General features: G+C 38.6%; 23 protein-coding genes. 15 read left to right on the top strand and 8 right to left on the bottom strand.

Going from position 1 to position 20790, the window contains the following annotated elements:
• Positions 1 to 7: 7 nt before the first annotated feature.
• Together H4J38_RS04025 and mutM are read left to right on the top strand one after the other, a co-directional pair.
• Positions 8 to 904, top strand: coding sequence for a RimK family alpha-L-glutamate ligase (locus H4J38_RS04025; protein ID WP_182129640.1), 897 nt, complete (start codon positions 8 to 10; stop codon positions 902 to 904).
• A gap of 1 nt (position 905) precedes the next feature.
• Complete coding sequence (mutM, locus tag H4J38_RS04020) at positions 906 to 1823, top strand: bifunctional DNA-formamidopyrimidine glycosylase/DNA-(apurinic or apyrimidinic site) lyase (RefSeq protein ID WP_182129638.1); 918 nt, start codon at positions 906 to 908, stop codon at positions 1821 to 1823.
• 120 nt (positions 1824 to 1943) lie between these two features.
• On the opposite strand, the gene H4J38_RS04015 is transcribed toward mutM, so the two are convergent.
• Positions 1944 to 2507, bottom strand: a complete 564-nt coding sequence (locus H4J38_RS04015) for a class I SAM-dependent methyltransferase (RefSeq protein ID WP_259365376.1) — start codon at positions 2505 to 2507, stop codon at positions 1944 to 1946.
• A 697-nt stretch (positions 2508 to 3204) separates the two neighbouring features.
• On the opposite strand from H4J38_RS04015, the gene H4J38_RS04010 reads away from it, so the two are divergent.
• Both H4J38_RS04010 and H4J38_RS04005 read left to right on the top strand, forming a co-directional pair.
• Positions 3205 to 3528: a hypothetical protein gene (locus tag H4J38_RS04010; protein WP_182129636.1), complete on the top strand. Its 324-nt coding sequence runs from the start codon at positions 3205 to 3207 to the stop codon at positions 3526 to 3528.
• A 108-nt stretch (positions 3529 to 3636) separates the two neighbouring features.
• Positions 3637 to 3843, top strand: coding sequence for a cold-shock protein (locus H4J38_RS04005; protein WP_081150364.1), 207 nt, complete (start codon positions 3637 to 3639; stop codon positions 3841 to 3843).
• A gap of 353 nt (positions 3844 to 4196) precedes the next feature.
• On the opposite strand, the gene coaD is transcribed toward H4J38_RS04005, so the two are convergent.
• Both coaD and H4J38_RS03995 read right to left on the bottom strand, forming a co-directional pair.
• Positions 4197 to 4691: a pantetheine-phosphate adenylyltransferase gene (gene coaD, locus H4J38_RS04000; RefSeq protein WP_182130146.1), complete on the bottom strand. Its 495-nt coding sequence runs from the start codon at positions 4689 to 4691 to the stop codon at positions 4197 to 4199.
• Positions 4692 to 4777: 86 nt separating this feature from the next.
• Positions 4778 to 5158: a nuclear transport factor 2 family protein gene (locus H4J38_RS03995; RefSeq protein ID WP_182129634.1), complete on the bottom strand. Its 381-nt coding sequence runs from the start codon at positions 5156 to 5158 to the stop codon at positions 4778 to 4780.
• Positions 5159 to 5330: 172 nt separating this feature from the next.
• Between H4J38_RS03995 and H4J38_RS03990 the strand changes: the two genes are divergently transcribed.
• On the top strand, positions 5331 to 5987 hold the full coding sequence (locus tag H4J38_RS03990) for a TetR/AcrR family transcriptional regulator (RefSeq protein WP_182129632.1): 657 nt from the start codon (positions 5331 to 5333) through the stop codon (positions 5985 to 5987).
• A 49-nt stretch (positions 5988 to 6036) separates the two neighbouring features.
• On the opposite strand, the gene H4J38_RS03985 is transcribed toward H4J38_RS03990, so the two are convergent.
• On the bottom strand, positions 6037 to 6792 hold the full coding sequence (locus H4J38_RS03985; protein WP_220465405.1) for a 3-deoxy-D-manno-octulosonic acid kinase: 756 nt from the start codon (positions 6790 to 6792) through the stop codon (positions 6037 to 6039).
• A 48-nt stretch (positions 6793 to 6840) separates the two neighbouring features.
• Between H4J38_RS03985 and H4J38_RS03980 the strand changes: the two genes are divergently transcribed.
• From H4J38_RS03980 to H4J38_RS03970, 3 genes are all read left to right on the top strand, one after another.
• Entirely contained in the window at positions 6841 to 7929 is a 1089-nt protein-coding gene (locus H4J38_RS03980; RefSeq protein WP_182129630.1) for a glycosyltransferase family 9 protein, read from the top strand.
• Between the two features lie 19 nt (positions 7930 to 7948).
• Positions 7949 to 8392: an NUDIX domain-containing protein gene (locus H4J38_RS03975; RefSeq protein WP_182129628.1), complete on the top strand. Its 444-nt coding sequence runs from the start codon at positions 7949 to 7951 to the stop codon at positions 8390 to 8392.
• Positions 8393 to 8470: 78 nt separating this feature from the next.
• Positions 8471 to 9070 (top strand): PepSY domain-containing protein, encoded by a 600-nt coding sequence (locus tag H4J38_RS03970; protein ID WP_182129627.1) that lies wholly within the window; start codon positions 8471 to 8473, stop codon positions 9068 to 9070.
• Between the two features lie 33 nt (positions 9071 to 9103).
• On the opposite strand, the gene waaA is transcribed toward H4J38_RS03970, so the two are convergent.
• Positions 9104 to 10396: a lipid IV(A) 3-deoxy-D-manno-octulosonic acid transferase gene (waaA, locus tag H4J38_RS03965; protein WP_182129625.1), complete on the bottom strand. Its 1293-nt coding sequence runs from the start codon at positions 10394 to 10396 to the stop codon at positions 9104 to 9106.
• 177 nt (positions 10397 to 10573) lie between these two features.
• Here waaA and H4J38_RS03960 point away from each other — a divergent pair, with 177 nt between their 5' ends.
• Positions 10574 to 11392 (top strand): hypothetical protein, encoded by an 819-nt coding sequence (locus H4J38_RS03960; protein WP_182129623.1) that lies wholly within the window; start codon positions 10574 to 10576, stop codon positions 11390 to 11392.
• Here the strand turns inward: H4J38_RS03960 and H4J38_RS03955 are convergent, their stop codons facing one another.
• Positions 11393 to 11821, bottom strand: a complete 429-nt coding sequence (locus H4J38_RS03955; RefSeq protein ID WP_081150340.1) for an Lrp/AsnC family transcriptional regulator — start codon at positions 11819 to 11821, stop codon at positions 11393 to 11395.
• 176 nt (positions 11822 to 11997) lie between these two features.
• Between H4J38_RS03955 and H4J38_RS03950 the strand changes: the two genes are divergently transcribed.
• Genes H4J38_RS03950 through glpG form a run of 4 tightly spaced genes read left to right on the top strand, consistent with a single transcriptional unit; the run spans position 11998 to position 15441 of the window.
• Positions 11998 to 13212: a glycine C-acetyltransferase gene (locus H4J38_RS03950; protein WP_182129621.1), complete on the top strand. Its 1215-nt coding sequence runs from the start codon at positions 11998 to 12000 to the stop codon at positions 13210 to 13212.
• Positions 13213 to 13214: 2 nt separating this feature from the next.
• Complete coding sequence (gene tdh / locus H4J38_RS03945) at positions 13215 to 14243, top strand: L-threonine 3-dehydrogenase (RefSeq protein ID WP_182129619.1); 1029 nt, start codon at positions 13215 to 13217, stop codon at positions 14241 to 14243.
• Positions 14243 to 14575, top strand: coding sequence for a thiosulfate sulfurtransferase GlpE (gene glpE / locus H4J38_RS03940; protein WP_182129617.1), 333 nt, complete (start codon positions 14243 to 14245; stop codon positions 14573 to 14575). The genes tdh and glpE overlap by 1 nt, the downstream gene beginning before the upstream one ends.
• A gap of 26 nt (positions 14576 to 14601) precedes the next feature.
• The gene (glpG, locus tag H4J38_RS03935; RefSeq protein WP_310733437.1) at positions 14602 to 15441 is read left to right on the top strand and encodes a rhomboid family intramembrane serine protease GlpG; all 840 of its coding nucleotides are present in this window, start codon (positions 14602 to 14604) and stop codon (positions 15439 to 15441) included.
• Positions 15442 to 15512: 71 nt separating this feature from the next.
• On the opposite strand, the gene H4J38_RS03930 is transcribed toward glpG, so the two are convergent.
• Positions 15513 to 15893 carry a flagellar basal body-associated protein FliL gene (locus H4J38_RS03930; RefSeq protein WP_182129613.1) on the bottom strand — a complete coding sequence of 127 codons (381 nt, stop codon included), beginning with the start codon at positions 15891 to 15893 and terminating at the stop codon, positions 15513 to 15515.
• Positions 15894 to 16440: 547 nt separating this feature from the next.
• Here H4J38_RS03930 and H4J38_RS03925 point away from each other — a divergent pair.
• Together H4J38_RS03925 and ubiA are read left to right on the top strand one after the other, a co-directional pair.
• Positions 16441 to 17007: a chorismate lyase gene (locus tag H4J38_RS03925; protein ID WP_259365375.1), complete on the top strand. Its 567-nt coding sequence runs from the start codon at positions 16441 to 16443 to the stop codon at positions 17005 to 17007.
• A 12-nt stretch (positions 17008 to 17019) separates the two neighbouring features.
• A complete protein-coding gene (gene ubiA / locus H4J38_RS03920) occupies positions 17020 to 17880 on the top strand; it encodes a 4-hydroxybenzoate octaprenyltransferase (RefSeq protein ID WP_182129611.1) in 861 nt (286 codons plus the stop codon).
• A 265-nt stretch (positions 17881 to 18145) separates the two neighbouring features.
• On the opposite strand, the gene plsB is transcribed toward ubiA, so the two are convergent.
• The gene (plsB, locus tag H4J38_RS03915) at positions 18146 to 20590 is read right to left on the bottom strand and encodes a glycerol-3-phosphate 1-O-acyltransferase PlsB (RefSeq protein WP_259365374.1); all 2445 of its coding nucleotides are present in this window, start codon (positions 20588 to 20590) and stop codon (positions 18146 to 18148) included.
• Positions 20591 to 20790 lie beyond the last annotated feature (200 nt).

Raw genomic sequence — 20790 nt, 5'->3', positions numbered from 1 at the left:
AAATTTTATGAGAAAATGTGCAATTTTAACCATGGACAGTTTGGCTGATTTCGAAGCTTACGACTGTTTGATTGATGAACCCATGCTTGCTTTAGGCTGGCAAACTGAATTAGTTTCATGGCGCTGTGCCAACATAAATTGGTCTGACTATGAAGCGGTTATTATTCGCAGTCCATGGGATTACCAAGACGATATGGACAGCTTTCTTAAGGTATTGACTGAGATTGAAAAATCAACAGCACGGCTAGAAAACAGCTTGAATGTGGTTGAGTGGAATATTAATAAAAGCTACTTACAAAGTTTAGCCGCAGACAAAGTGACTATTGTACCCACTTTATGGCCTGAAACGTTTGATGCTAACAATATGGCAGGATATTTTAGCCATTTTGCTACCCAGCAAATCGTCTTAAAGCCGCGAGTAAGTGCCAATGCCGACAATACTTTTTGGCTAACAAAAGATAATTATCAAGATAAAATTGCTGATTTAAGTCAAGCGTTTGCTAGTCGAGAATTGATGGTGCAACCTTTTATGGCGGCTATTTGCCAAGAGGGTGAATTCTCTTTATTTTACTTCAATGGCGAGTACAGTCACACGATTCTAAAAACACCGGCTCAAGGTGATTTTAGAGTTCAAGAAGAGCATGGCGGTGGCTTATTATCGGTCACGCCTGAGCCTTCATTATTGGTGGCATCAAACAACACGATGCAAGCTATAAGTAAACTTCATGGTGAATTACTTTACGCGCGAGTTGATTTTGTTCGTTATCAAGACACTTTTGCTTTGATGGAGGCTGAATTAATCGAGCCATCACTTTATTTTAATATGGACCAAGCCTCACCGCAGCGATTTGCCAAGGCTTTTGTTGCCCGTATGACCGCTAAGTTACCAGAAGGAAGCGTTTAACTTGCCTGAGTTACCAGAAGTAGAAGTTTGCCGTTTAGGTATTACGCCTCATATTGTCGGGCAAAAAGTGACTAATGTGGTGGTGCGCAATGCCAAATTACGTTGGCCGATCCCTGATGAAGTGCATAGTGTTGTTGGTCAAACCGTAGAAAAAATAGAACGTCGTTCGAAATATTTATTGTTAAGGTTTTCCAGTGGCACTTTGTTATTACATTTAGGCATGTCAGGCTCAGTACGTATTCTTGAGGAACACATACCAGCGGTCAAACATGATCATTTTGAAATGCTATTCGATAATGACAAAATGTTGCGATTGAATGATCCTCGCCGTTTTGGTGCGGTATTATGGTTTCCTGAACATCATGACCTACAAGGTTTATTAACAAAATTAGGCCCAGAGCCACTAACACAAGACTTTACTTACGGACATTTATTTGCCAAAGCCGGTAACCGCAAAGTACCAGTTAAAACCTTCTTAATGGATAATCATGTCGTGGTAGGCGTAGGTAATATTTATGCTAACGAAGCGTTATTTATTGCTAGTATTCATCCTGCAACCTTAGTGAACAGTATTAGCGAAGAAAAATTTAATGAGCTAACCGATATTATTAAGCAAGTATTAGCAGCAGCAATCGAACAAGGCGGTACAACCTTAAAAGACTTTACTCAAGCAGACGGCAAGCCAGGTTATTTTGCTCAAAAGCTTTTTGTTTACGGACGTGCAGGCGAAAAATGTGACGGCTGTCAGACGATACTAGAAGAAATTCGTCAGTCTAACCGCAGTTCAGTATTTTGCCCACAATGCCAGGTTCAAGTAATACCGAAGCAAACAGCAAAAAAAGCAGTGAAATCTAAGGTAAAAAAGACCTTAACTAAGAAGAAACGGGCTAAAAATAAAAGCGCTAAAAAAGCTGAATAAAATTTATATATAAATTACTAACCACAATAAAGCTTGGTAAAGAACAGCTTGAATGTTAAGTCTTTTAATTTATTAAAAATAAATCAGCATTTTATCTCATTTAAAAAGGACTGATTTTTACTAAGTGCTCAATACGTTAACCTGGTTGGTAGCAACTATTTTGTAAAGATAAATAGGTGACTTGTAGAAGTCATCTAGCTTTATGACTTTGTTAGGTTGCCATGAGGGTAAAGCAAAATTATTACTGATGATAAATTCGATTTCAGGTTGCTCAATAAGCAATTTTTCTTGAATTTTGTTCATAGCCTGTGGATATAAATAACACACTATTACTGATGCCGGTGGCAGTTTTACCTTATAAAAATTTTTTCGATATAAGGTTAAGTTTTTTAACCCCAATAACTTTTTTAGTATTATTGAAGTAAGCCACGGCAGTAAAGACATTTCATAGCCAATCACTTGTCTTTGTGGTTTGCACTTTGCCATAGGAATAACAAAGTTTCCCCAACCACTACCCAAGTCAATGATGGCGCCGGCGCCGGTCTCATCGACTAATTTTAGCATCGCATTATAAGCTTTACTTGAACTTGGCATAGGAGATATACCCAATTGCAGGGTGCTGTATATCAGCGATACGGCAATAAAAACTACGGTAAAAAATAGCACAATATCAAATAGGGTCAAGGCATAATTCCAAAACGGATTGTGTTATAACCAATTGATTAATTTCAATAAGTACGTAATAAATTAGTTCGATTAGTATTAACTACTTTAAGCGATACGTTAACCCTGATGATCTTCTTATACAACGTCTTTCGCCGGATTAACTTAGATAATAACTCATTGCTTAGTCATTTAAACATAATTGACAGTGGAATAAACGCGGTTGATTTTAATAAGAAAATAAAACAGAATGAACCAGCAGTAACATAGGTTATTATTTGAATTTGCAGAGAAATTTAATTTAAATCGAGTGAATTTATTAAGTAAAAACCTCATAGAGCAAGATCATATTTGCAATATATACAGTGTTTCATAAATAATTGGCATTCAAAAGCTATTTACTGACTTTCATTCACTGTACAATGATGTTTTTACGTATAATGGTTATACTGATTTGTGGCACGGTTATAGTGAACACAATTGATATGTTCAGATAACCCTATAAGAGATGAATTAGCTGAGCTGTCGATAAGCGAATTTGCTTAATTACGATATTATTTCGTTTGTTAGAGTTATTTTTATTTATAATAGCAAGCTATTATAAATAAAAAGGCCTGATAACTGAGAAAATTTTGTCATTAAGATTATAATTCAATTAAAGCGATAGATTATTAGTGATACAAAAAACTCTTATTTAAATATCAGGTTAATTAACTTAATGAAATCTTATGAAAACATCGCCGAATTAATTGAAAATTTAGAGCTAGAAATTAAAGCAATTAACGACGAAATTACTACCCTAAAAGCAGAGCCTCAAAGCTTTAATGAACAAGTTATTTTTAAATATATTGAAACGGGTAGTACCGGTAAAACAAAAGATTTTGTTCGCTCGTTAGGCGTAAAGTCTGAGCGTGGTTCGCTATTCTCTTCGGGAGATGTCAGTAAGTTAATAAAAGCGGGTAGCGAAGATATTTCAGCTGAGTTACTTGCTATAGCGCGAAAGGTCGCTAATATGAAAAATAAAAATGGAAAGCAGCGTTAATTAGCTAACTGGTTTTCGCTCAACGTAGCGTAAATAAATTCAAATTCTGATTTGTAATGGTGATAGCAAGTCAGAATTATATTTTTCACCGAAGACAAAGAGAATAATATGAGCAAAGGTATAGTTAAGTGGTTTAATGCAGACAAAGGTTTCGGTTTTATTACTCCAGAAGATGGCAGCAAAGATTTATTTGTTCATCATTCAGAGATCCAATCTGGTGGTGAATACGCAACTTTGGCCGATGGCCAAGCTGTTGAGTTTGAAGTAGGCCAGGGACAAAAAGGTCCATGTGCAAATAAAGTAGTTGCTGTTTAAGCGCTAGCACATTGTCATTAGCCTGAGCGGCGGATAAGCGAATTTACCTAATCTCGATACTACTTCGTTATTAGGCATAAAATTTAATTAATACACTTAGCTTTAAGTGTTTATGAAGCTCTTATCCAAGCGTCAGGTTAAATAAGCGGGTGCGTATTTCGTACTCGCTTATTTATATCTTATCGATAGAAAAATCTAAATTTTCCTTTCAAATCCAAAATAAGCGTACGCCTTTTTCAGAGGGTGATTGCTGTTTTAACTTAGCGTAAACCAATTCAAAAGTATTTGATCTGCTGTGTATTGCTGCAGCTTATAGCCTGTATGCCAAGCAATAACTCCTCTCACTTTTGTGCTTATTTATTTATATTCTTACGCATGCTGATATCAAGTGCTTGTTTTACAACCGGATGAACAAACTGGCTAACATCACCGTTGTGCAGTGCTACTTCTTTAACTAAAGTTGAAGAGATAAAAGAATTTTTTTCAGCGGGTGTTAAAAATACTGTCTCTAAATCGGGTGCTAAACGCCGATTCATGTTAGCTAATTGAAATTCATAATCAAAATCAGAAACCGCGCGTAGACCACGGATCAGAACCTTCGCCTGATGGTCTTTGGCAAAATCAATCAATAAACCAGTAAAGCCAACTATGGTAACGTTCGGTAAATGTTTTGTTACTGCTTCTAATAACTCGACCCGCTGGGCTAAATCAAAATGTGGCTGTTTACTTGGGCTAGCCGCAATACCAACAACAACCTCACTAAATAAGCGGCTTGCGCGTTCTATTAAATCGGCGTGACCGTTGGTCACAGGATCAAAGGTACCTGGGTAAATCGCTTTAACTGACATAAATATAGTTAATTTCAAATGAGAAAAATCTATTGTAATTGTTGAAGCCGATAATTTCAAAGCAATCAAATAATTTAAACTGCACCCTATTGTTTCAGCTTGGCTAACATGGCTGTCATTTGATCATTAATCATATTTAACGCTTTGTAAGGGCGGATCATTACTTTGAATTCAGTAATTTTTCCTTGCTCATTCCATGTGATCATATCAATACCATTGATGTCGATACCCTGTATGTTTAACGAAAACTCTAATACGGCGGAATTATCGCCTGAAAACTCTCGATCGTAATTGAATGTACCATTTAGAAATGTATGAAAGGCCGCCGTTAAGTAAATGCTGACCATTTTTTTGCCTTGGATAGGTGTATGGATAACAGGTGAAAATAGGGTGACGTCGTCAGCAAGCAAAGTAGAAACCTGATCAATTGCTTTATTTTTTATCAGAGTGTGCCAATTATTAAGCATTTTTATTATTCCTTTTGTTTGGTTTTTGTTCACTGTAAGCTAAGATGCAACCAAATCTAACAGGTGTCAATATTAAGCTTACTTAAAGTATTTACTCGAAATGCTTTAATATTGGCTTATTTTGATAGTATGATAGAAAAATCTATAACAACAAATACAAGAAGTAGTATCCATGAAAACTCGGGATAAAATAATTCAAGCCAGCATTGTATTATTTAATGAACAAGGTGAGCGTAATGTTACCACCAACCACATTGCCGCCGATCTTGGTATTAGCCCCGGTAATCTGTACTACCATTTTCGCAACAAAGAAGACATTATACTTTCCATTTATGAAGAGTATGCGCGTAATCTTTTATTAGAAACCATGCCGGAAGTAAGCCCCGATGTAAAACCACTCGATGCCATTATTTTATATATGGATGTGGTATTTCAGGCGATGATGAAGTTTCGTTTCTTCTACAGTAATTTACCGGTACTACTCGCAAAAAACCCCTTGCTGCATGATAAGTATGTGGAAGTGCAAAGCTTTATTGCCCAACGTGTAAGTGAATTGTTACTATCTTTACGTAACGCTAACATGATGGATTTTTCAGATGAAGACTTACCTGATATAGTTAGTATTTTACGTTTAGTGAATACTTTTTGGTTGAGCTTTTATCAAACACAAAATAATGATAACGAAATTAATGACGCGGTATTCTATCAGGGTGTTTTGAAAATATTAGTCATAATTCACCCTTACATTAGCGATGCAGCTAAGGATGAATTCTTAGAAGCTCGCGCTATGTATCGCCAACGCTGCCAAGATAGTTTAGATGCTGCATAAGCGCCTTCACAGTAATAATAAGCTTTAGTCACAGGCACCATTTGAATTCTTAAGACTGGTAACCGTTTAATAACGCTTGCCAGTTTTTTTCTCGCCATTGAAAATTCGATACTCTATTGCTTTCTTTACGAAATGATCTAAGCAGCCTAGCCATATTCTCTTCTGGCCATTTAACTCGCTTTTTTCGCTGTTCGCCTTGGTCAAAATCTATTAGCCAAACTTTGTCATTATCATCAATTAAAATGTTGTGTGCATTTAAGTCATGATGATAAATACCTTGCTGATGAAAGGTTTTAATCACTTTGCCGATTTGCTGCCAAAGTAGCTGATTGATTTCTTGTTTACTGAGTATGCCGACTAGATCACTAGCGTTTTCGATACGTGATGACAATAAATCAGCGCGATAAAACAAGCCATGTTTAATAACACGAAAAGCGACGGGTTTTGGTGCGGGTAGACCTAATGATCGCATAGATGTTAGTAAGGAAAATTCGCGGGCAGCGCGGGTGTTTGCAATGCCGGTGTATAAGTATTGGTCGTTAATAACTTTACCAATTAAACCGCCACGATAGTAATGGCGCAATACCCAGTTTCGCATAATACCAGCAGCGTTATCCGTCGCAATGAACCAAGTGGTACCGCGGCCTTGGGCACTACCGACTATGGCATTGTTTACTTGCCAATAATCGCTATTAAGCATTTCGGGCATAAAAGCGCTGACTTCATCGCTGTCATAGCGACAATAAACATTGCCTTGTTGAAAAGTTTTTTCATTACAGGGTTTTACAATTGCGGGCTTGTTCAAGATAATAGGCCTATATTATATTTCTGCTCCTATTGTGGTGAATCCTTTATGCTGGGTCAAATATCTGCTCCGAAAAATTTATGTTTATTGCGATTATCAGCCATCGGTGACGTTTGTCATGCCGTTGCTATGGTGCAAAATATTCAGCGACAGTGGCCAGAAACCAAAATTACTTGGGTAATAGGCAAAATTGAAGCGAGCCTATTAAAGGGGCTACATGGCGTTGAATTCGTTATTTTTGATAAACGCGCCGGCCTAAAAGGCTACCGCGACTTAAGGCAAAACCTTAAAGGCCGTAAATTTGATGTTCTATTGCATATGCAGGTGGCATTGCGCGCGAGTATTGCCAGCCTTTGTATTTCAGCGAAAGTTAAAATTGGCTTTGATACCCAGCGTGCAAAAGAGGGGCAGTGGTTATTCACTAATAAAAAAATAGCTAAGCAAAGCCAACCTCATGTGCTCGATGGTTTTATGGGCTTTGCACAAGTATTAGGTCTAGACGTTCCCCCGCCGTTGTGGAAAATGCCTTTAGCAGATAGCGAGCAATTATGGGCCAGTGAAAAACTCAGTGCTGCTAATGAAGCCGGTAAACCTATTGCGGTTATTTGTCCTGCAGCGAGTAAAGCAGAGCGTAATTGGCATGCGGAAGGTTATTCGCAAACGGCTGAGCATTTAATCGCTCGTGGTTTTAAAGTGGTGATATGTGGCGGCCCAACCACCATGGAAAAACTGCTTGCTGAGGCGATTATTAGTCGAAGTAAGTTCAGTGAAGGCGAAAATAAAATACAAAACTTAGTTGGGCAAACTAGTCTAAAACAGTTATTGGCGGTATTAAAAGTTGCTCATTTAGTTATTGCACCTGATACCGGGCCTGCTCATATGGCGGTTACGGTTAAAACACCTGTTGTGGGTTTATACGCTCATAGTAACCCTAAACGCACAGGTCCTTATTTATATCCTCAATATGTCGTCAGTGCTTATGCTTCAGCTATAAAGTTACAATATAAGCAAAGTGTTGAACAATTACCTTGGGGAACACGTGCTAAAGGTAAAGATTTAATGATGCAAATTAGCATTGCTGAAGTAAAGAAAACGATTGAACGGGTTATTATCGATAACTATCCAGAGTTGCGCTAAACCAACACAAGGAATATGTGTGAAAAAATATGTTACGGGTTTCTTGTTTTCAAAAAACGCTAGCCACGTGGTGTTAATTAAGAAAATAAACCCGCAATGGCAGCGAGGTTTATTTAATGGCATTGGCGGTAAAATTGAAGCTAATGAGTTGTCTGTCGATGCTATGGTTAGAGAGTTTATTGAAGAAACAGGTGTCACAACCAATAAAGCCGATTGGACCTGTTTTGCGAAAGTATACCGGCCCAATTGTTATGATGTAGACCTATATTTTGCCCATTCTGATCTGGCCTTTAGTGCTAAAACCATTGAGCAAGAACAAGTACATATTATCAAGTTGACTGAATTACCAAACAATATCATTCCGAATTTACATTGGTTAATTCCACTAGCTTTAGATAAACAGGCTGACTTCACGACACCAGTGTTATTGCAAGAAGTGGCACAAGAACGCACTAAAGCATAGCTATCATCAACGGGCTAATGCCTTAAGTGTTTATGCTGAACCTCTGGCATAGCAATCAATAAAATAAGAAAAATATTAATGAAAACTAGAAAGCTGCATAAGCTAATTGGGCTGGTTTTGGTGTTACCTATGTTGGGCTGGACAATTACAGGTATAGTGTTTTTTGTTAAACCCGGTTACCAAGGTGCTTTTGAACAATTATCAATAAAAAACTACCCATTGAGCCAATCGTTGACGATTACACCTCAGGAAAATTGGCAAGAAGTGAAAGTTGTTAAAACCATTTTAGGTGACCACCTTCTGGTGAAAGCTAACAACAAAAGTGCACACCTAGAACCGGTATCACTTTTAGCTAAACCTGAGCCAACACCTTTACAGTTTAAAACACTATTAAACGATGCGTTTAGCCAGAATGAAGCGCGCTATGGTGAAATTGAGCATGTTAACGGCTTGTCGGTGCAAACAAGTACCGGTGTTGAGGTTACACTTGATTGGAATAGTCTGAGATTAAGTCAAAAGGGCCAAGATACCCAATTAATCAACTTATTGTACCAAGTACACTATTTGCAATGGACGCCCTATAAAGGGTTAAATCAAGTATTAGGAATATTCGGTTTGGTGTTATTGATTTCGTTAACCTTGTTAGGTGTCAGAATTTATTTTAAGCCAGGTGCTTAATCTTGGCTTTAACTTAACTCTAACCATGAGCATTTATGATTTAAGTAAGGTTCTTAATGCTGTCAAAGACTGTGTTGTTGCACCTTGATTTGCCATAACAACGGTATAACTATTTCGCCCTAGCATTTGGGCACTACTTTCGTCAGTAAGCAAACTTAGTACTTCTTGGGCTAGAGTTTTCGGCATATTGGAAGTGGCTGGTAATTGTATTATGCCTTTTGCAGTAATTAACTGTGCTAATATCTCTTTAAAATTACTCATATTTGGGCCAACGATCACTGGTTTTTGAAATAATGCAGGTTCTAATGGGTTATGGCCGCCAATTTCACTAAAGCTCCCTCCCATAGTGACTACATTTGCTAGAGAACATGCGGCGAGCAATTCTCCTAAAGTGTCCATGACCCATACGTGGGTATTAAGTGTTACCTGCTGATTTTGGCTGCGCCTGAGGACATTATTTCCTGCGTCTTGCGCTAGTTTAGTTACTTGTTCAAAGCGCTCTGGGTGTCGAGGTACAATAATCAACAATACGTTGCTGTCTTGTTGTTTTACTTGCTCAAATGCCGCCAATGCAAGTGTTTCATCACCAGGATGTGTGCTAGCGATTAGCCAAATTTTGCGGTTATCGGTGAGTAAACTCTTTAACTCACGTTGTTTAGCGATAACATCATTATTTAACGAGATATCAAACTTTAAGTTACCAGATAACTTACACATTTCAGTGCTTGCGCCCATGGCCAAATAATTATCTTGGTTAACTTGGCTTTGGGTTAATATTTTATCAAAACAGCGAATTGTCGGGGTGATCAACCAGGCTATTTTTTGGTAGCTACGCATTGATTTATCGGATAATCGAGCGTTTATTAACAGCAGTTTAATCGGGCTATTTGCGCACTGAGCAATTAAATTTGGCCATAATTCGGTTTCCATAAAAATCATAGCTTTGGGCTTTAAACGCTTTAAAAATAATCTCGTAGAAAAAATATTGTCTAATGGTAGATAACAATGTTGTACTTGATCTCCAAATAATTTTAGCACTTGTGCTGAGCCGGTTGGTGTGAAGGTAGTGACTGTGACCGGCAATTCAGCATAGTCGCTAAGCAGTTGCGATATAAAAGGTTTTAAAGCAATAACTTCTCCAACACTTGCGGCATGAACAATAATGCCTTCGGGCTTTAGTGTACTAGACAGTAAACCAAGACGTTCCAGCAGTCGGTGCCGATATGCTTGGTGATTAACTGAGCGCAGTAGTAGTGCCACTAATAGTAGTGGCGTTAGCAGTAATAAAAATAATCGGTATAACAATAAAGCGAGAGTAAAACGCACCAAAAGAGCTCAAATATCAACAATTAATTCTCAATAGTATACCTAAAATCTTGCTTAAAAAAATCAAGCAAGATATAAAATAGTTAGGCACTGTTTTTTATGTCACTTTTTTTCGATATTGGCCTAAAAATGTCAATGATATTATGTTTAGTTGTGAAAGGATGTTTACGTTAACTTATGAAGATTTTTCGACAAAATGCGTTTAAAAGCGGTAAACGTTCAACATTGAAAACTATGTTTTGTTTACTATCGCTTGGCTTTTCTCAACTAATAGTCGCTCAACCTGTGTTAGCGAAAGATCAAGATCTTGCAGGGCAAACGGTGGAGATATTAGCTGCGGATGAATTTAAGTTATCAGCACAGTTCTCTGCCGGTTTAGCAACGTCGGGTGGTGTGTTGCTATTGCATGATTGTCAGCATGCCTTAAAAGATTTTCAGCCTTTGTACTCTGCACTTGCACAGCAGGGTTTTTTCTTATTAGCACTGGATTTACGCGGTTTTGGTAGCAGTCAAAGTGATATATATTCGCACCAAAATATTCGTCAACAGGCTGGTGATATTGTTAGCTATCAAGGGCAATTAGCGGCTTTGATGTTGCATTGGCAAAAAGATGTTTATAAAGCGTATCAGTATTTGCAAAGGGCAATGAAAAATAATCAGGCCATTAGTATAGTAACCAGTGGCTGCAGCAGCAATCAAGCTATTTACTTAGCAGAAAAAGTGCCTGTAAAAAGTTTGGTGATGTTGGCGCCAGAACTCAGTTATGGCGATAAAGAACAATTTAAGCACTTAGCCGACATGCCTATTTACTTGCTCAGCGCAAAACATCAAATAGACGCTATGTTGAATGCACAAGAACTTTTCGATTGGAATGGCGATATGCATTCTATTTTGCAAATATTCAAGGGGAATACTTCAAGTTATAATTTATTAAAACATCAGTCTTACCTTAATGAAAATATTGCTACTTGGTTGCACAGCACCTTAAAGAATTAATTAGCGTTTAAAAATAGTATCGAGAATAATCGAGGAGTTAGTTCTTGCGACACCTTCAAGTGAACACACCATATTTAGCACTTCACTTAATTTCTCTAACGTGCCTGCTTGAATGGTTACCAATAAGTCGTATTCGCCACTAATGGAATAAATATGGCTAATTTGGTGAACTTTTCGCAATGCTAAGCAGATAGTTTTTCGCAAGTTAGGATTTACTTTTAATGACACGTTTGAAGAAATTAATCCGCTAGTATATTCACTTCCTAACACCACGCTGTAAGCTTCGATAACATTATTGTTTTCAAGTTTATTGAGTCGATTTTGGATCGCCGTTCTTGAAACACCTGTCGCTCTGGCCATGTCTGAAACACTGGCTCGGGCGTTTAGTCGCAATATGGATAATAGTTCTTCATCTTTTTCAGTTAACAATAGCACTCCTGGGCGACAGAAAGCAAAAAACAGCCTTAGATGTTACACTTTGACATAACTATATGTCAATTTAACTATAAAAAAGGTCAAATTATCACGTAATGTCACTTTGTTTATAAAGTCGTCTAGGCTGATAATACGACTATTGAAAGACAATTACTTTTTAAGGAATTACCGTGACCGATTCTGCCAACACAAATAATTTTTATGCTCATTTAACTTCGCAAATAAACCAAGTAAAAGAAGACGGTTTATATAAGGCTGAACGTGTAATAACCACAGCGCAACAACCACAAATGGCGGTTAACACCGGCGAAAAAGTAGTAAATTTTTGTGCCAACAACTATTTAGGCTTAGCAAATCACCCGTCATTAATTGCGGCCGCTAAACAAGGTTTAGATGAGCACGGCTTTGGTATGGCTTCGGTACGTTTTATCTGTGGCACACAAGACATTCATAAAACCTTAGAGCAAAAGTTAAGTACCTTTTTAGGTATGGAAGATACTATATTGTATTCTTCATGCTTTGACGCTAATGCTGGTTTGTTTGAAACATTATTAGGCCCAGAAGACGCTATTATCAGTGACTCTCTTAACCATGCCTCAATTATCGATGGTGTACGTTTATGTAAGGCCAAACGCTTTCGTTATGCAAACAATGACGCTGCTGAACTTGAAGCGCGTTTAATTGAAGCAGATGCAGCCGGTGCGCGTTTTAAGTTAATTGCAACAGACGGCGTATTTTCGATGGACGGTGTTATTGCTAATTTGAAAGCGGTTTGTGACTTAGCCGACAAATACAATGCCATGGTAATGGTTGATGACTCTCATGCGGTTGGCTTTGTCGGTGAACAAGGCCGTGGTAGCCATGAATACTGTGATGTTATGGGCCGAGTTGACATTATCACAGGTACGCTAGGTAAAGCGATGGGTGGTGCCTCAGGTGGTTACACAGCCGCGAAAAAAGAAGTGGTTGAATGGTTACGTCAACGCTCACGTCCATACTTATTTTCTAATTCATTGGCCCCAGCGATTGTTAATGCTTCAATCACCGTAATTGACTTATTAGCCGAAGGCGGCGAATTACGTAAAACATTAAAAGACAACGCGGCGTATTTTAGAGCGCAAATGGAAGCCGCAGGTTTTACCTGTGCTGGTGCAGACCATGCGATTATTCCAGTTATGTTAGGTGATGCAAAAGTAGCCAGTGCTATGGCGGATCGTTTATTAGCCGAGGGCATTTATGTGATTGGTTTCTCATTTCCTGTTGTACCTAAAGGCCAAGCGCGTATTCGTACGCAAATATCTGCCGCACATACCAAAGCTGAATTAGATAAAGCCATTGAAGCCTTTATTCGCATTGGCAAAGAAATGAAAGTGATTGAGGGTTAAACATGAAGTCATTAGCAAAACTAAAAGCTGAACCGGGTATTTGGATGACAGATTCGCCAAAGCCAGAAATTGGCCATAACGATCTGTTAATTAAGATTAAGAAAACCGCTATTTGTGGTACAGATATTCATATTTATAACTGGGATGAGTGGTCACAAAAAACAATTCCTGTGCCTATGGTTGTCGGTCATGAATACGCTGGCGAAGTCGTCGGTATTGGTCAAGAAGTTAAGGGTTTTGCCCTTGGTGACCGTGTTTCAGGTGAAGGCCATATTACTTGTGGCCATTGTCGTAACTGCCGTGGTGGTCGTACACATTTATGTCGTAATACCGTAGGTGTTGGCGTAAATCGTTCTGGCTCTTTTGCGGAATATTTAGTGATCCCAGCCTTTAACGCTTTTAAATTACCGGATGAAATTTCAGATGATTTAGCCGCTATTTTCGACCCATTTGGCAATGCTGTACATACTGCTTTGTCATTTGATTTAGTGGGTGAAGATGTGTTGATCACCGGTGCTGGTCCAATTGGTATTATGGCAGCGGCAGTGGCAAAACATGTTGGTGCTCGTCATGTTGTTGTTACCGACGTTAACGAATACCGTTTAGACTTAGCCCGCAAAATGGGTGCTACTCGTGCAGTTGATGTGACGAAAGAAAACCTTGCCGATGTTATGGCTGATTTAGGTATGACCGAAGGCTTCGACGTTGGCATGGAAATGTCAGGCGTACCAATGGCATTTACCGATATGCTAGCCAACATGAACAATGGTGGTAAAATTGCCATGTTAGGTATTCCGGGAGAGGATATGGCAATTGACTGGAGTAAAATTATTTTTAAAGGTTTAACCATTAAAGGTATTTACGGTCGCGAAATGTTCGAAACTTGGTATAAAATGGCGAGTTTGATTCAATCAGGCCTAGATTTATCACCAATTATCACTCATCACTTTAATATTGATGATTTTCAGCAAGGGTTTGATATTATGCGTTCAGGACAATCGGGTAAAGTAATTTTAAACTGGGAAACATAATGTCAAATAGCGAAGAAAATTTTAAACACATGCAAATCAGTGAACTGCAGCAAGTGTTAACTGATGAGACGCATGTGGTGGTTGATATTCGCGATCCTGCCTCGTTTCAATCGGGGCATATTCCTAATGCCATACATTTAAGTAATGATAGTTTGCCTGAATTTTTGCGTACCGCAGATTTAGACGCACCAGTTGTGGTGTGTTGTTATCACGGTATTTCAAGTCAGCAAGCGGCGCAGTTTCTGATCAGCCAAGATTTTACCGAAGTTTATTCTTTGGATGGCGGTTTTACTGATTGGCAGTTACAACATCCGGATGTTATTGAACACTGATGTTGGAGCAAGAGCTGCGGCCACTGGTGAAAGTAACGCAACATAATATTGCGTTACTGTTTTGTAACTATCTAAAATCTGTTGCCGTTCAGGCGCAGGTGCAAAATGAAGAAGCTGGCTTTGTTATTTATTGTCAGGGCGATAAGTATGACTTTGCTCAACAAGCGTTTGAGCAGTTTATTGCTGATCCTGACCAAGCTAAGTATCAGCAAGCAGCATGGCAAAGTGGCGATGTAGCTGATATTAATTCTAATTCTCCAGCGTTATTGACTAGTCTTAAAGCGCAGTTTTTTTCTCATGCCGGTATTGTTACCTTAGTGGTTTTCTCCCTATGTTGGCTGGTATTTATTGCCAGCAATTTAGGTTGGGGAAATACTGTATTTCACTATTTACAATTTTATCCTCAACTAAGTGTAGATGCTGTTTTACAAGCTCCTCATAGGTTATTAGGCCCAGCTTTTTTTCACTTCTCATGGTTACATATTGTTTTTAATACCATGTGGTGGTGGCAATTGGGCGGCTCAGTTGAGCAAATAACGGGCAAGTTTAGTTTAATCAATTTACTGCTCGTTTCTGCGTTAGTCTCTAATATTGGACAATTTTTCGTTGATGGGCCAAATTTTGGTGGTTTATCTGGTGTAGTGTATGCGCTAGTTGGATATGTATGGTGGATGGGTTGGTTAATGCCAGAAAAAGGTTTATCACTGCCTAAGCCAATCATTGGCTTTATGTTGTTTTGGCTATTATTAGGTTACACCAGTTTAATGCCGATTAATGTTGCGAACACAGCACATTTATTAGGCCTACTTAGTGGTTGTATAATGGCTTATATTCAAGTTTTAAAGGAAAAAAAACACACTTCTTAAAATAAGTAAGTGTGTTTTAGTTTTCCCGCAATTGAATTTATTATTCCGATTGCTGTTTGATTCAGTCGCGCTTAGTTATCTAACCATTGAGTAAATAGAAGCTTTTTAATTAATGGTTTGCCAGTCTCTGTTTCCAGTATTTCTCTGACTTTCTCTTCACACAAGCGCTGTATTTCATGGCGGCCATTGATTGATTTAACTTTTGACTCAGGTTGCTGACCAATTATATTAATAATTGCATCTCGCAAAAGCGGTGCATGGTGTTCAACAATCTCATAATTTGAAGCATCTTCGATCATCAGCTCTACCGTTAAACGGACATAGCCCATTTTTTTCTTCACTGCCACGTAGTTGGTAACAATTGAAGGTTCAAAGCCAAAGTAAGCGTAATCAGCCGCTTTGGCAAAAGACGAACTTAGCAGTACTAACAGTAAAATAATGGATGTTTTCATACACTAAAACTCAAATTAGAAAATAAGTTAACTATTTATGCTAAGCAGTTAAATAGGTTGATTGCCTTTAAATGATAACGCGAATTTTGATCATGCGCTGAATTATTTAGCGATTTTTTATTTACCTCATGCTTTTAGCCTAAAAACGCTAGTATCTCCTAGGATAAGTACCGTTATTCAATACGGGCAGTAAGCTGTTTTTGTGGAAAAATATACCCGCAACACTTCACAATGCAGTTGCAGGGCTAAGCTAAGAAATCAGATCATGGCGCGATACGCAGATAATAGTTATTCTCGGTAACTGCTCCTGCGTTACTCTAATGTCCGACATTCATGTATGCAACGAAGGACTTTTTTTAGTTTAACTCCCTACGCGCGAGCCGATAAAGGGTTATTTCCTGTGTTATTGATTTTGATACTAGAATAACTATTCTCATCAATCAATGTCTGGTAGCTAACCCTTTATCAATTTGCTGAAACCTGCATCTTGAAGTGGAACGGGTATAAACGCTATCATACGTCGTTTTTCGTTAAATAGTTTCCGGGTATGACAGCAGAACATTCATTATTTCCTGTACAAATGGTCGCAAAGTGGCAGCCGCCAGAAAGCTTCAATCTTCCAAATAGCTTACGCGATTGGTTGCTTGATCCTGGTTCACTTACAGCGCGGCTGAAATGCCATGGTCAACAATTTCGTGTGCAAGTGCTTGGGCAGTGTATTCAAGCATGTGATGCGAGTGAAGCCAATGATGATGTTATTGTTGGCGAGCAGGTGTTGGTCCGAGAAGTATTATTATATTGTGATGATATCCCGCAAGTATTTGCTCGAAGTTTATTACCTTTAAGGTCTTTAACTGGCGCCCAGCAGCAATTAGCACATTTGGGTACACAATCTTTAGGGCAAGTATTGTTTAATCACCCTGATTTACAGCGTAAAAAAATTGAAGTTGCCGCATTTGACCAAGCTTCTAGCGTGGCAAATCTCGTGAATTATTTAGCACTTCAAACAACTCAACAACCGCTGTGGGGTCGTCGTTCGGTTTTTGTACTTGATGCTAAACCGTTAATGGTGGCTGAAATATTTTTACCCGGCGCCGTAGCATATGAAATATAAAAGGGCACTACATTGAGTGAGTTAACGAAAAAACTAACCGCTATTAAACAGATTACCCGCATGGATAAGCCTATCGGCACGTACTTGTTGCTGTGGCCGACTTACTGGGCATTGTGGATTGCCTCAGATGGCTGGCCGTCATTGCATCTTTTGGTGGTATTTAGCCTAGGTGTTTTTTTTATGCGCAGTGCTGGTTGTATTATTAATGATTATGCCGACCGTAAAATTGATGGTGAAGTTAAGCGTACACAAAACCGCCCGTTAGTTACCGGGGCTTTATCGAGTTGTGAAGCCTTGCAGTTGTTTGCAACTTTTATTCTGCTTGCTTTTACTTTGGTGCTGAGCTTAAGTAATTACGCCATTATGCTCTCTGTTGTTGCCGTTTTATTGGCGGCTAGTTATCCGTTTATGAAACGCATAACACATTTTCCGCAAGTTGTTTTAGGTTCGGCGTTTAGTTGGGGCATGATCATGGCTTTTGCACAAGAACAAGGGCAGATACCTACGGTGGCTTGGCTATTGTTCAGTGCTAACGTTATATGGACTGTCGCTTACGACACCATGTACGCTATGGTAGATCGAGATGATGATTTAAGAATCGGCGTTAAGTCGACAGCCATTATTTTTGGCGAAAATGATAAACGCATTATTTTGTATTTGCAGTTAATAACCTTGGCGTTGCTGTTTACTGTTGGTGATATGCTTGCCTTTGGTTGGCCATATCAATTATCGCTAGTGATTGCTGCTGGTTTTTTCTGTTATCAACAAATCCTAATTGCCGGGCGTGATCGTGACCGCTGCTTTACGGCCTTTTTAAATAATCATTATGTTGGTTTGATTGTGTTTATTGGTGTGATGGTAGAGTATTTATAATAAAGGTAATATTCTATCCGACATCAAGCAGATAAAAATGCCAAAATTGACGGCATAAATGCTTATCCAGAATAAACAATCGCGTATCTATATTGTCATTGGCGATTTTTGGTTATGTATAGGTTAGATGTTAGTACATTATTTTGATAATAAAGCCGCTATCAAGATAATACCTTAGTGAGTTATGTTGACTAAGGTTTTGAAACAAGTGCTGTTGACCTGATCAAAACTTCTCAGTCACTTTCTTGAACTGTTACTCTCAATGTTAACGCACGATACTTTGTAAAACCTCGATATCCACTAAGTTACTGACAGAGCTTTTTAATAAGCCTAAAGTACTGCTATCAACTAATTTATCGTTCTCATCTAACACGATATAACCTTGATCTTTCATTGCGGTAATTAATGTCGATTGTGCTTTTTTATCTATAAATTCAGGGGCATTGATGTTGTTCAATACAGATAAACGCTGAGCTATCGCGACAACCTTTTCATTTAATTCAGACTTTTTAATCGGGGCCAATTGGCCAAGTAGCGAGGTAATTATGGCAAAGCGCTGCATGGTTTCGTTAACACACTCTGCTATTAAGCGTATTTTTGCCCGATTTTCATCGTCACTACTTAATGACCAAACACCCGATTTACTTTGTTTTACGATCCCCTTCTCGGCTAAAAACTGACATACTGCTTGTACTTGTTGCTCTGCGTCTTCTGCTGATTGCCACAAAAATAAATCGGTTTTGAGTAATTCGATTAACCGTTGAACTTGGCCAAGCATGCTGTTTTGACTGATTTTTGCATTGCGCTCTAATAAACGACAAACCAGTGAAGGCAATATAAAAGTGTGAATAATATTGTTGCGATAGTAGCGCAGCTCCAATATTGCACTTTCGGTTAAGGAAATAATGTCACCAAAACTGTCTTGGTTAATGGTCACTTTGTTCAATAATATTACATGCTCTAAAAGCTCTGCACCGGTTTCAGCGGGTATAGTTAACTCGGTGTGGTATGGCACAGCGCGCTGCAAAGCGATGAAAAAATCAAGCTGGCTTATTAACTCAGCTTTGGTTAGCGCTTTGTTTTCTGTTGCATGTAAAATCAGTGAAACTAAGGCAACGCCATTTAACGCGGCACATTGGTTGATTGAGGTCATAACTTGCTGGGCTAACAGATTAACGCTAGGATTTAACCATTGAGGCTTTTGTGGGTCAATGGGGTCTATTGCTTGTTTCCAGTCAGGTACCTGATTATTCAAAAACTGATTAATATTGATAGGTTCACCAAAGTTAACGTAGCCTTTGCCGTAATTGCGCAAATTTCGAATTGCTTTAATCACACCAAATATTGACTCGCCTTTCTTTTGGCTACCACTTAACTCTTTATGATAAGTACCAACTTCCATTACGTGTTCATAACCTAGATAAACAGGCACTAAGGTTAACGGTCGGTCGATGCCGCGCAGCATGCTTTGAATGGTCATCGCTAACATGCCAGTTTTTGGTGAAAGTAATCGACCTGTTCGGCTACGACCACCTTCGGAATAGTATTTAACTGGGTATCCACGTTCAAAAAGTAAACCTAAATATTCACGAAAAATCGTGGAATAAAGGCGGTTACCTTTAAAACTACGGCGAATGAAAAAGGCACCGGCTTTTCGAAAAATAGGTCCTGCTGGCCAAAAATTTAAATTGATACCTGCAGCAATGCGCGGTGTTACTAGGCCTTGTTGAAAAATAACGTAGGTAAGGAGTAAATAATCCATGTGGCTGCGGTGACAAGGCACGTAGATAATTTCATGGCCCTCTTGTGCTAAATTCCGTAAACGTTCAGCTTTATTCACTTCAATGCCGTTATAAAGACGGTTCCATAACCAGCCGAGAAGTCGTTCACCAAAACGTACGGTAACATCACGATAATCACCGGCAATTTCGTCCATTATCGCTAATGCTTGTTTTTTAGCTTCTGCTTCAGTGATATTTTTGCTTTTTGCTTCTTCGTTAATCACACGTTTTATCGCGGGATTAACGATTAAATTAGCAAACATCTGTTGTCGATGCATAAGCCTAGGCCCTTTGGCCGCAATAATTTGACGATGAAAATGAAAACGCGCAATACGTATTAATTTCCGCGCACTGGCTTCATTACTACCATGCTTATCCGCCATGTGGCGAAATGAAATAGCTTCGCTAAATCGCACCATGGTATGGCGGCCTAGAAATAAGACGATCAAAAATTTGCGTAACCAAGTTGGCGATTCTTGATCGGTTAAAAGTGTACCAACATTGGTATTATTTCTTTCTTTGGTCGGGGTGCGTCCCCAAATAACATTGGCAGGTATAAGTTGAGCATCTAACTTTTCATTATTGGCGTGAGCATTAAGCAATTCAAAGCCTTGCGCTATTGCTGTGGTTTTTTTTGCTTTGCGCCAATGGAATAATGTTGTAGGTTCTTCTAAAAAAAGTAATCTTGATAAAGTTTGGCCATCCACATCCACAGGCGCTAGGGGGTCAGGTAAGTTAGCTTTTTTACAAGCTGTACGTAGCGATAAAACATCACTGGCCGATTGATGACGTAATACATAAAATACCGGCTGCTCAGTGGTTAATTGACCTGAATTAATCATTTCGTCGGCAACAACTTTACAACGCACCAATATCTTCATCGGTAAACGCAGTAATAAATAAAATAATTTACGAACGGCTAACATCATGTTTTACTCAGCTTTATTTGACTGTCTATTGTAGCACTTAGCTTAATAATTGTCTCTTATACCCAGTAGAGTTATTTTGACTAAGTTCTCAATGCAATATTTTAATGGCTATTATACTCGCACTTCATTCTGCTTGGCGATGGGTAGTTTTTAGTTGTTAATAATTAACTGCTAAAAGCATTCAAACCAGGTACCATAAT

The organism is Colwellia sp. BRX10-3 (assembly GCF_014077505.1).
Lineage (GTDB): Bacteria > Pseudomonadota > Gammaproteobacteria > Enterobacterales > Alteromonadaceae > Cognaticolwellia.
This window is presented reverse-complemented; position numbering and strand designations above follow the sequence as displayed.

What these genes read in the sequence shown, in the direction of transcription:
- H4J38_RS04025 (WP_182129640.1), top strand. Translation starts at nt 8, where the DNA reads ATGAGAAAATGTGCAATTTTAACCATGGACAGTTTGGCTGATTTCGAA.
- H4J38_RS04010 (WP_182129636.1), top strand. Translation starts at nt 3,205, where the DNA reads ATGAAATCTTATGAAAACATCGCCGAATTAATTGAAAATTTAGAGCTA.
- H4J38_RS04005 (WP_081150364.1), top strand. Translation starts at nt 3,637, where the DNA reads ATGAGCAAAGGTATAGTTAAGTGGTTTAATGCAGACAAAGGTTTCGGT.
- coaD (WP_182130146.1), bottom strand. Translation starts at nt 4,691, where the DNA reads ATGTCAGTTAAAGCGATTTACCCAGGTACCTTTGATCCTGTGACCAAC.
- H4J38_RS03995 (WP_182129634.1), bottom strand. Translation starts at nt 5,158, where the DNA reads ATGCTTAATAATTGGCACACTCTGATAAAAAATAAAGCAATTGATCAG.
- H4J38_RS03990 (WP_182129632.1), top strand. Translation starts at nt 5,331, where the DNA reads ATGAAAACTCGGGATAAAATAATTCAAGCCAGCATTGTATTATTTAAT.
- H4J38_RS03980 (WP_182129630.1), top strand. Translation starts at nt 6,841, where the DNA reads ATGCTGGGTCAAATATCTGCTCCGAAAAATTTATGTTTATTGCGATTA.
- H4J38_RS03970 (WP_182129627.1), top strand. Translation starts at nt 8,471, where the DNA reads ATGAAAACTAGAAAGCTGCATAAGCTAATTGGGCTGGTTTTGGTGTTA.
- H4J38_RS03960 (WP_182129623.1), top strand. Translation starts at nt 10,574, where the DNA reads ATGAAGATTTTTCGACAAAATGCGTTTAAAAGCGGTAAACGTTCAACA.
- tdh (WP_182129619.1), top strand. Translation starts at nt 13,215, where the DNA reads ATGAAGTCATTAGCAAAACTAAAAGCTGAACCGGGTATTTGGATGACA.
- glpE (WP_182129617.1), top strand. Translation starts at nt 14,243, where the DNA reads ATGTCAAATAGCGAAGAAAATTTTAAACACATGCAAATCAGTGAACTG.
- H4J38_RS03930 (WP_182129613.1), bottom strand. Translation starts at nt 15,893, where the DNA reads ATGAAAACATCCATTATTTTACTGTTAGTACTGCTAAGTTCGTCTTTT.
- H4J38_RS03925 (WP_259365375.1), top strand. Translation starts at nt 16,441, where the DNA reads ATGACAGCAGAACATTCATTATTTCCTGTACAAATGGTCGCAAAGTGG.
- plsB (WP_259365374.1), bottom strand. Translation starts at nt 20,590, where the DNA reads ATGATGTTAGCCGTTCGTAAATTATTTTATTTATTACTGCGTTTACCG.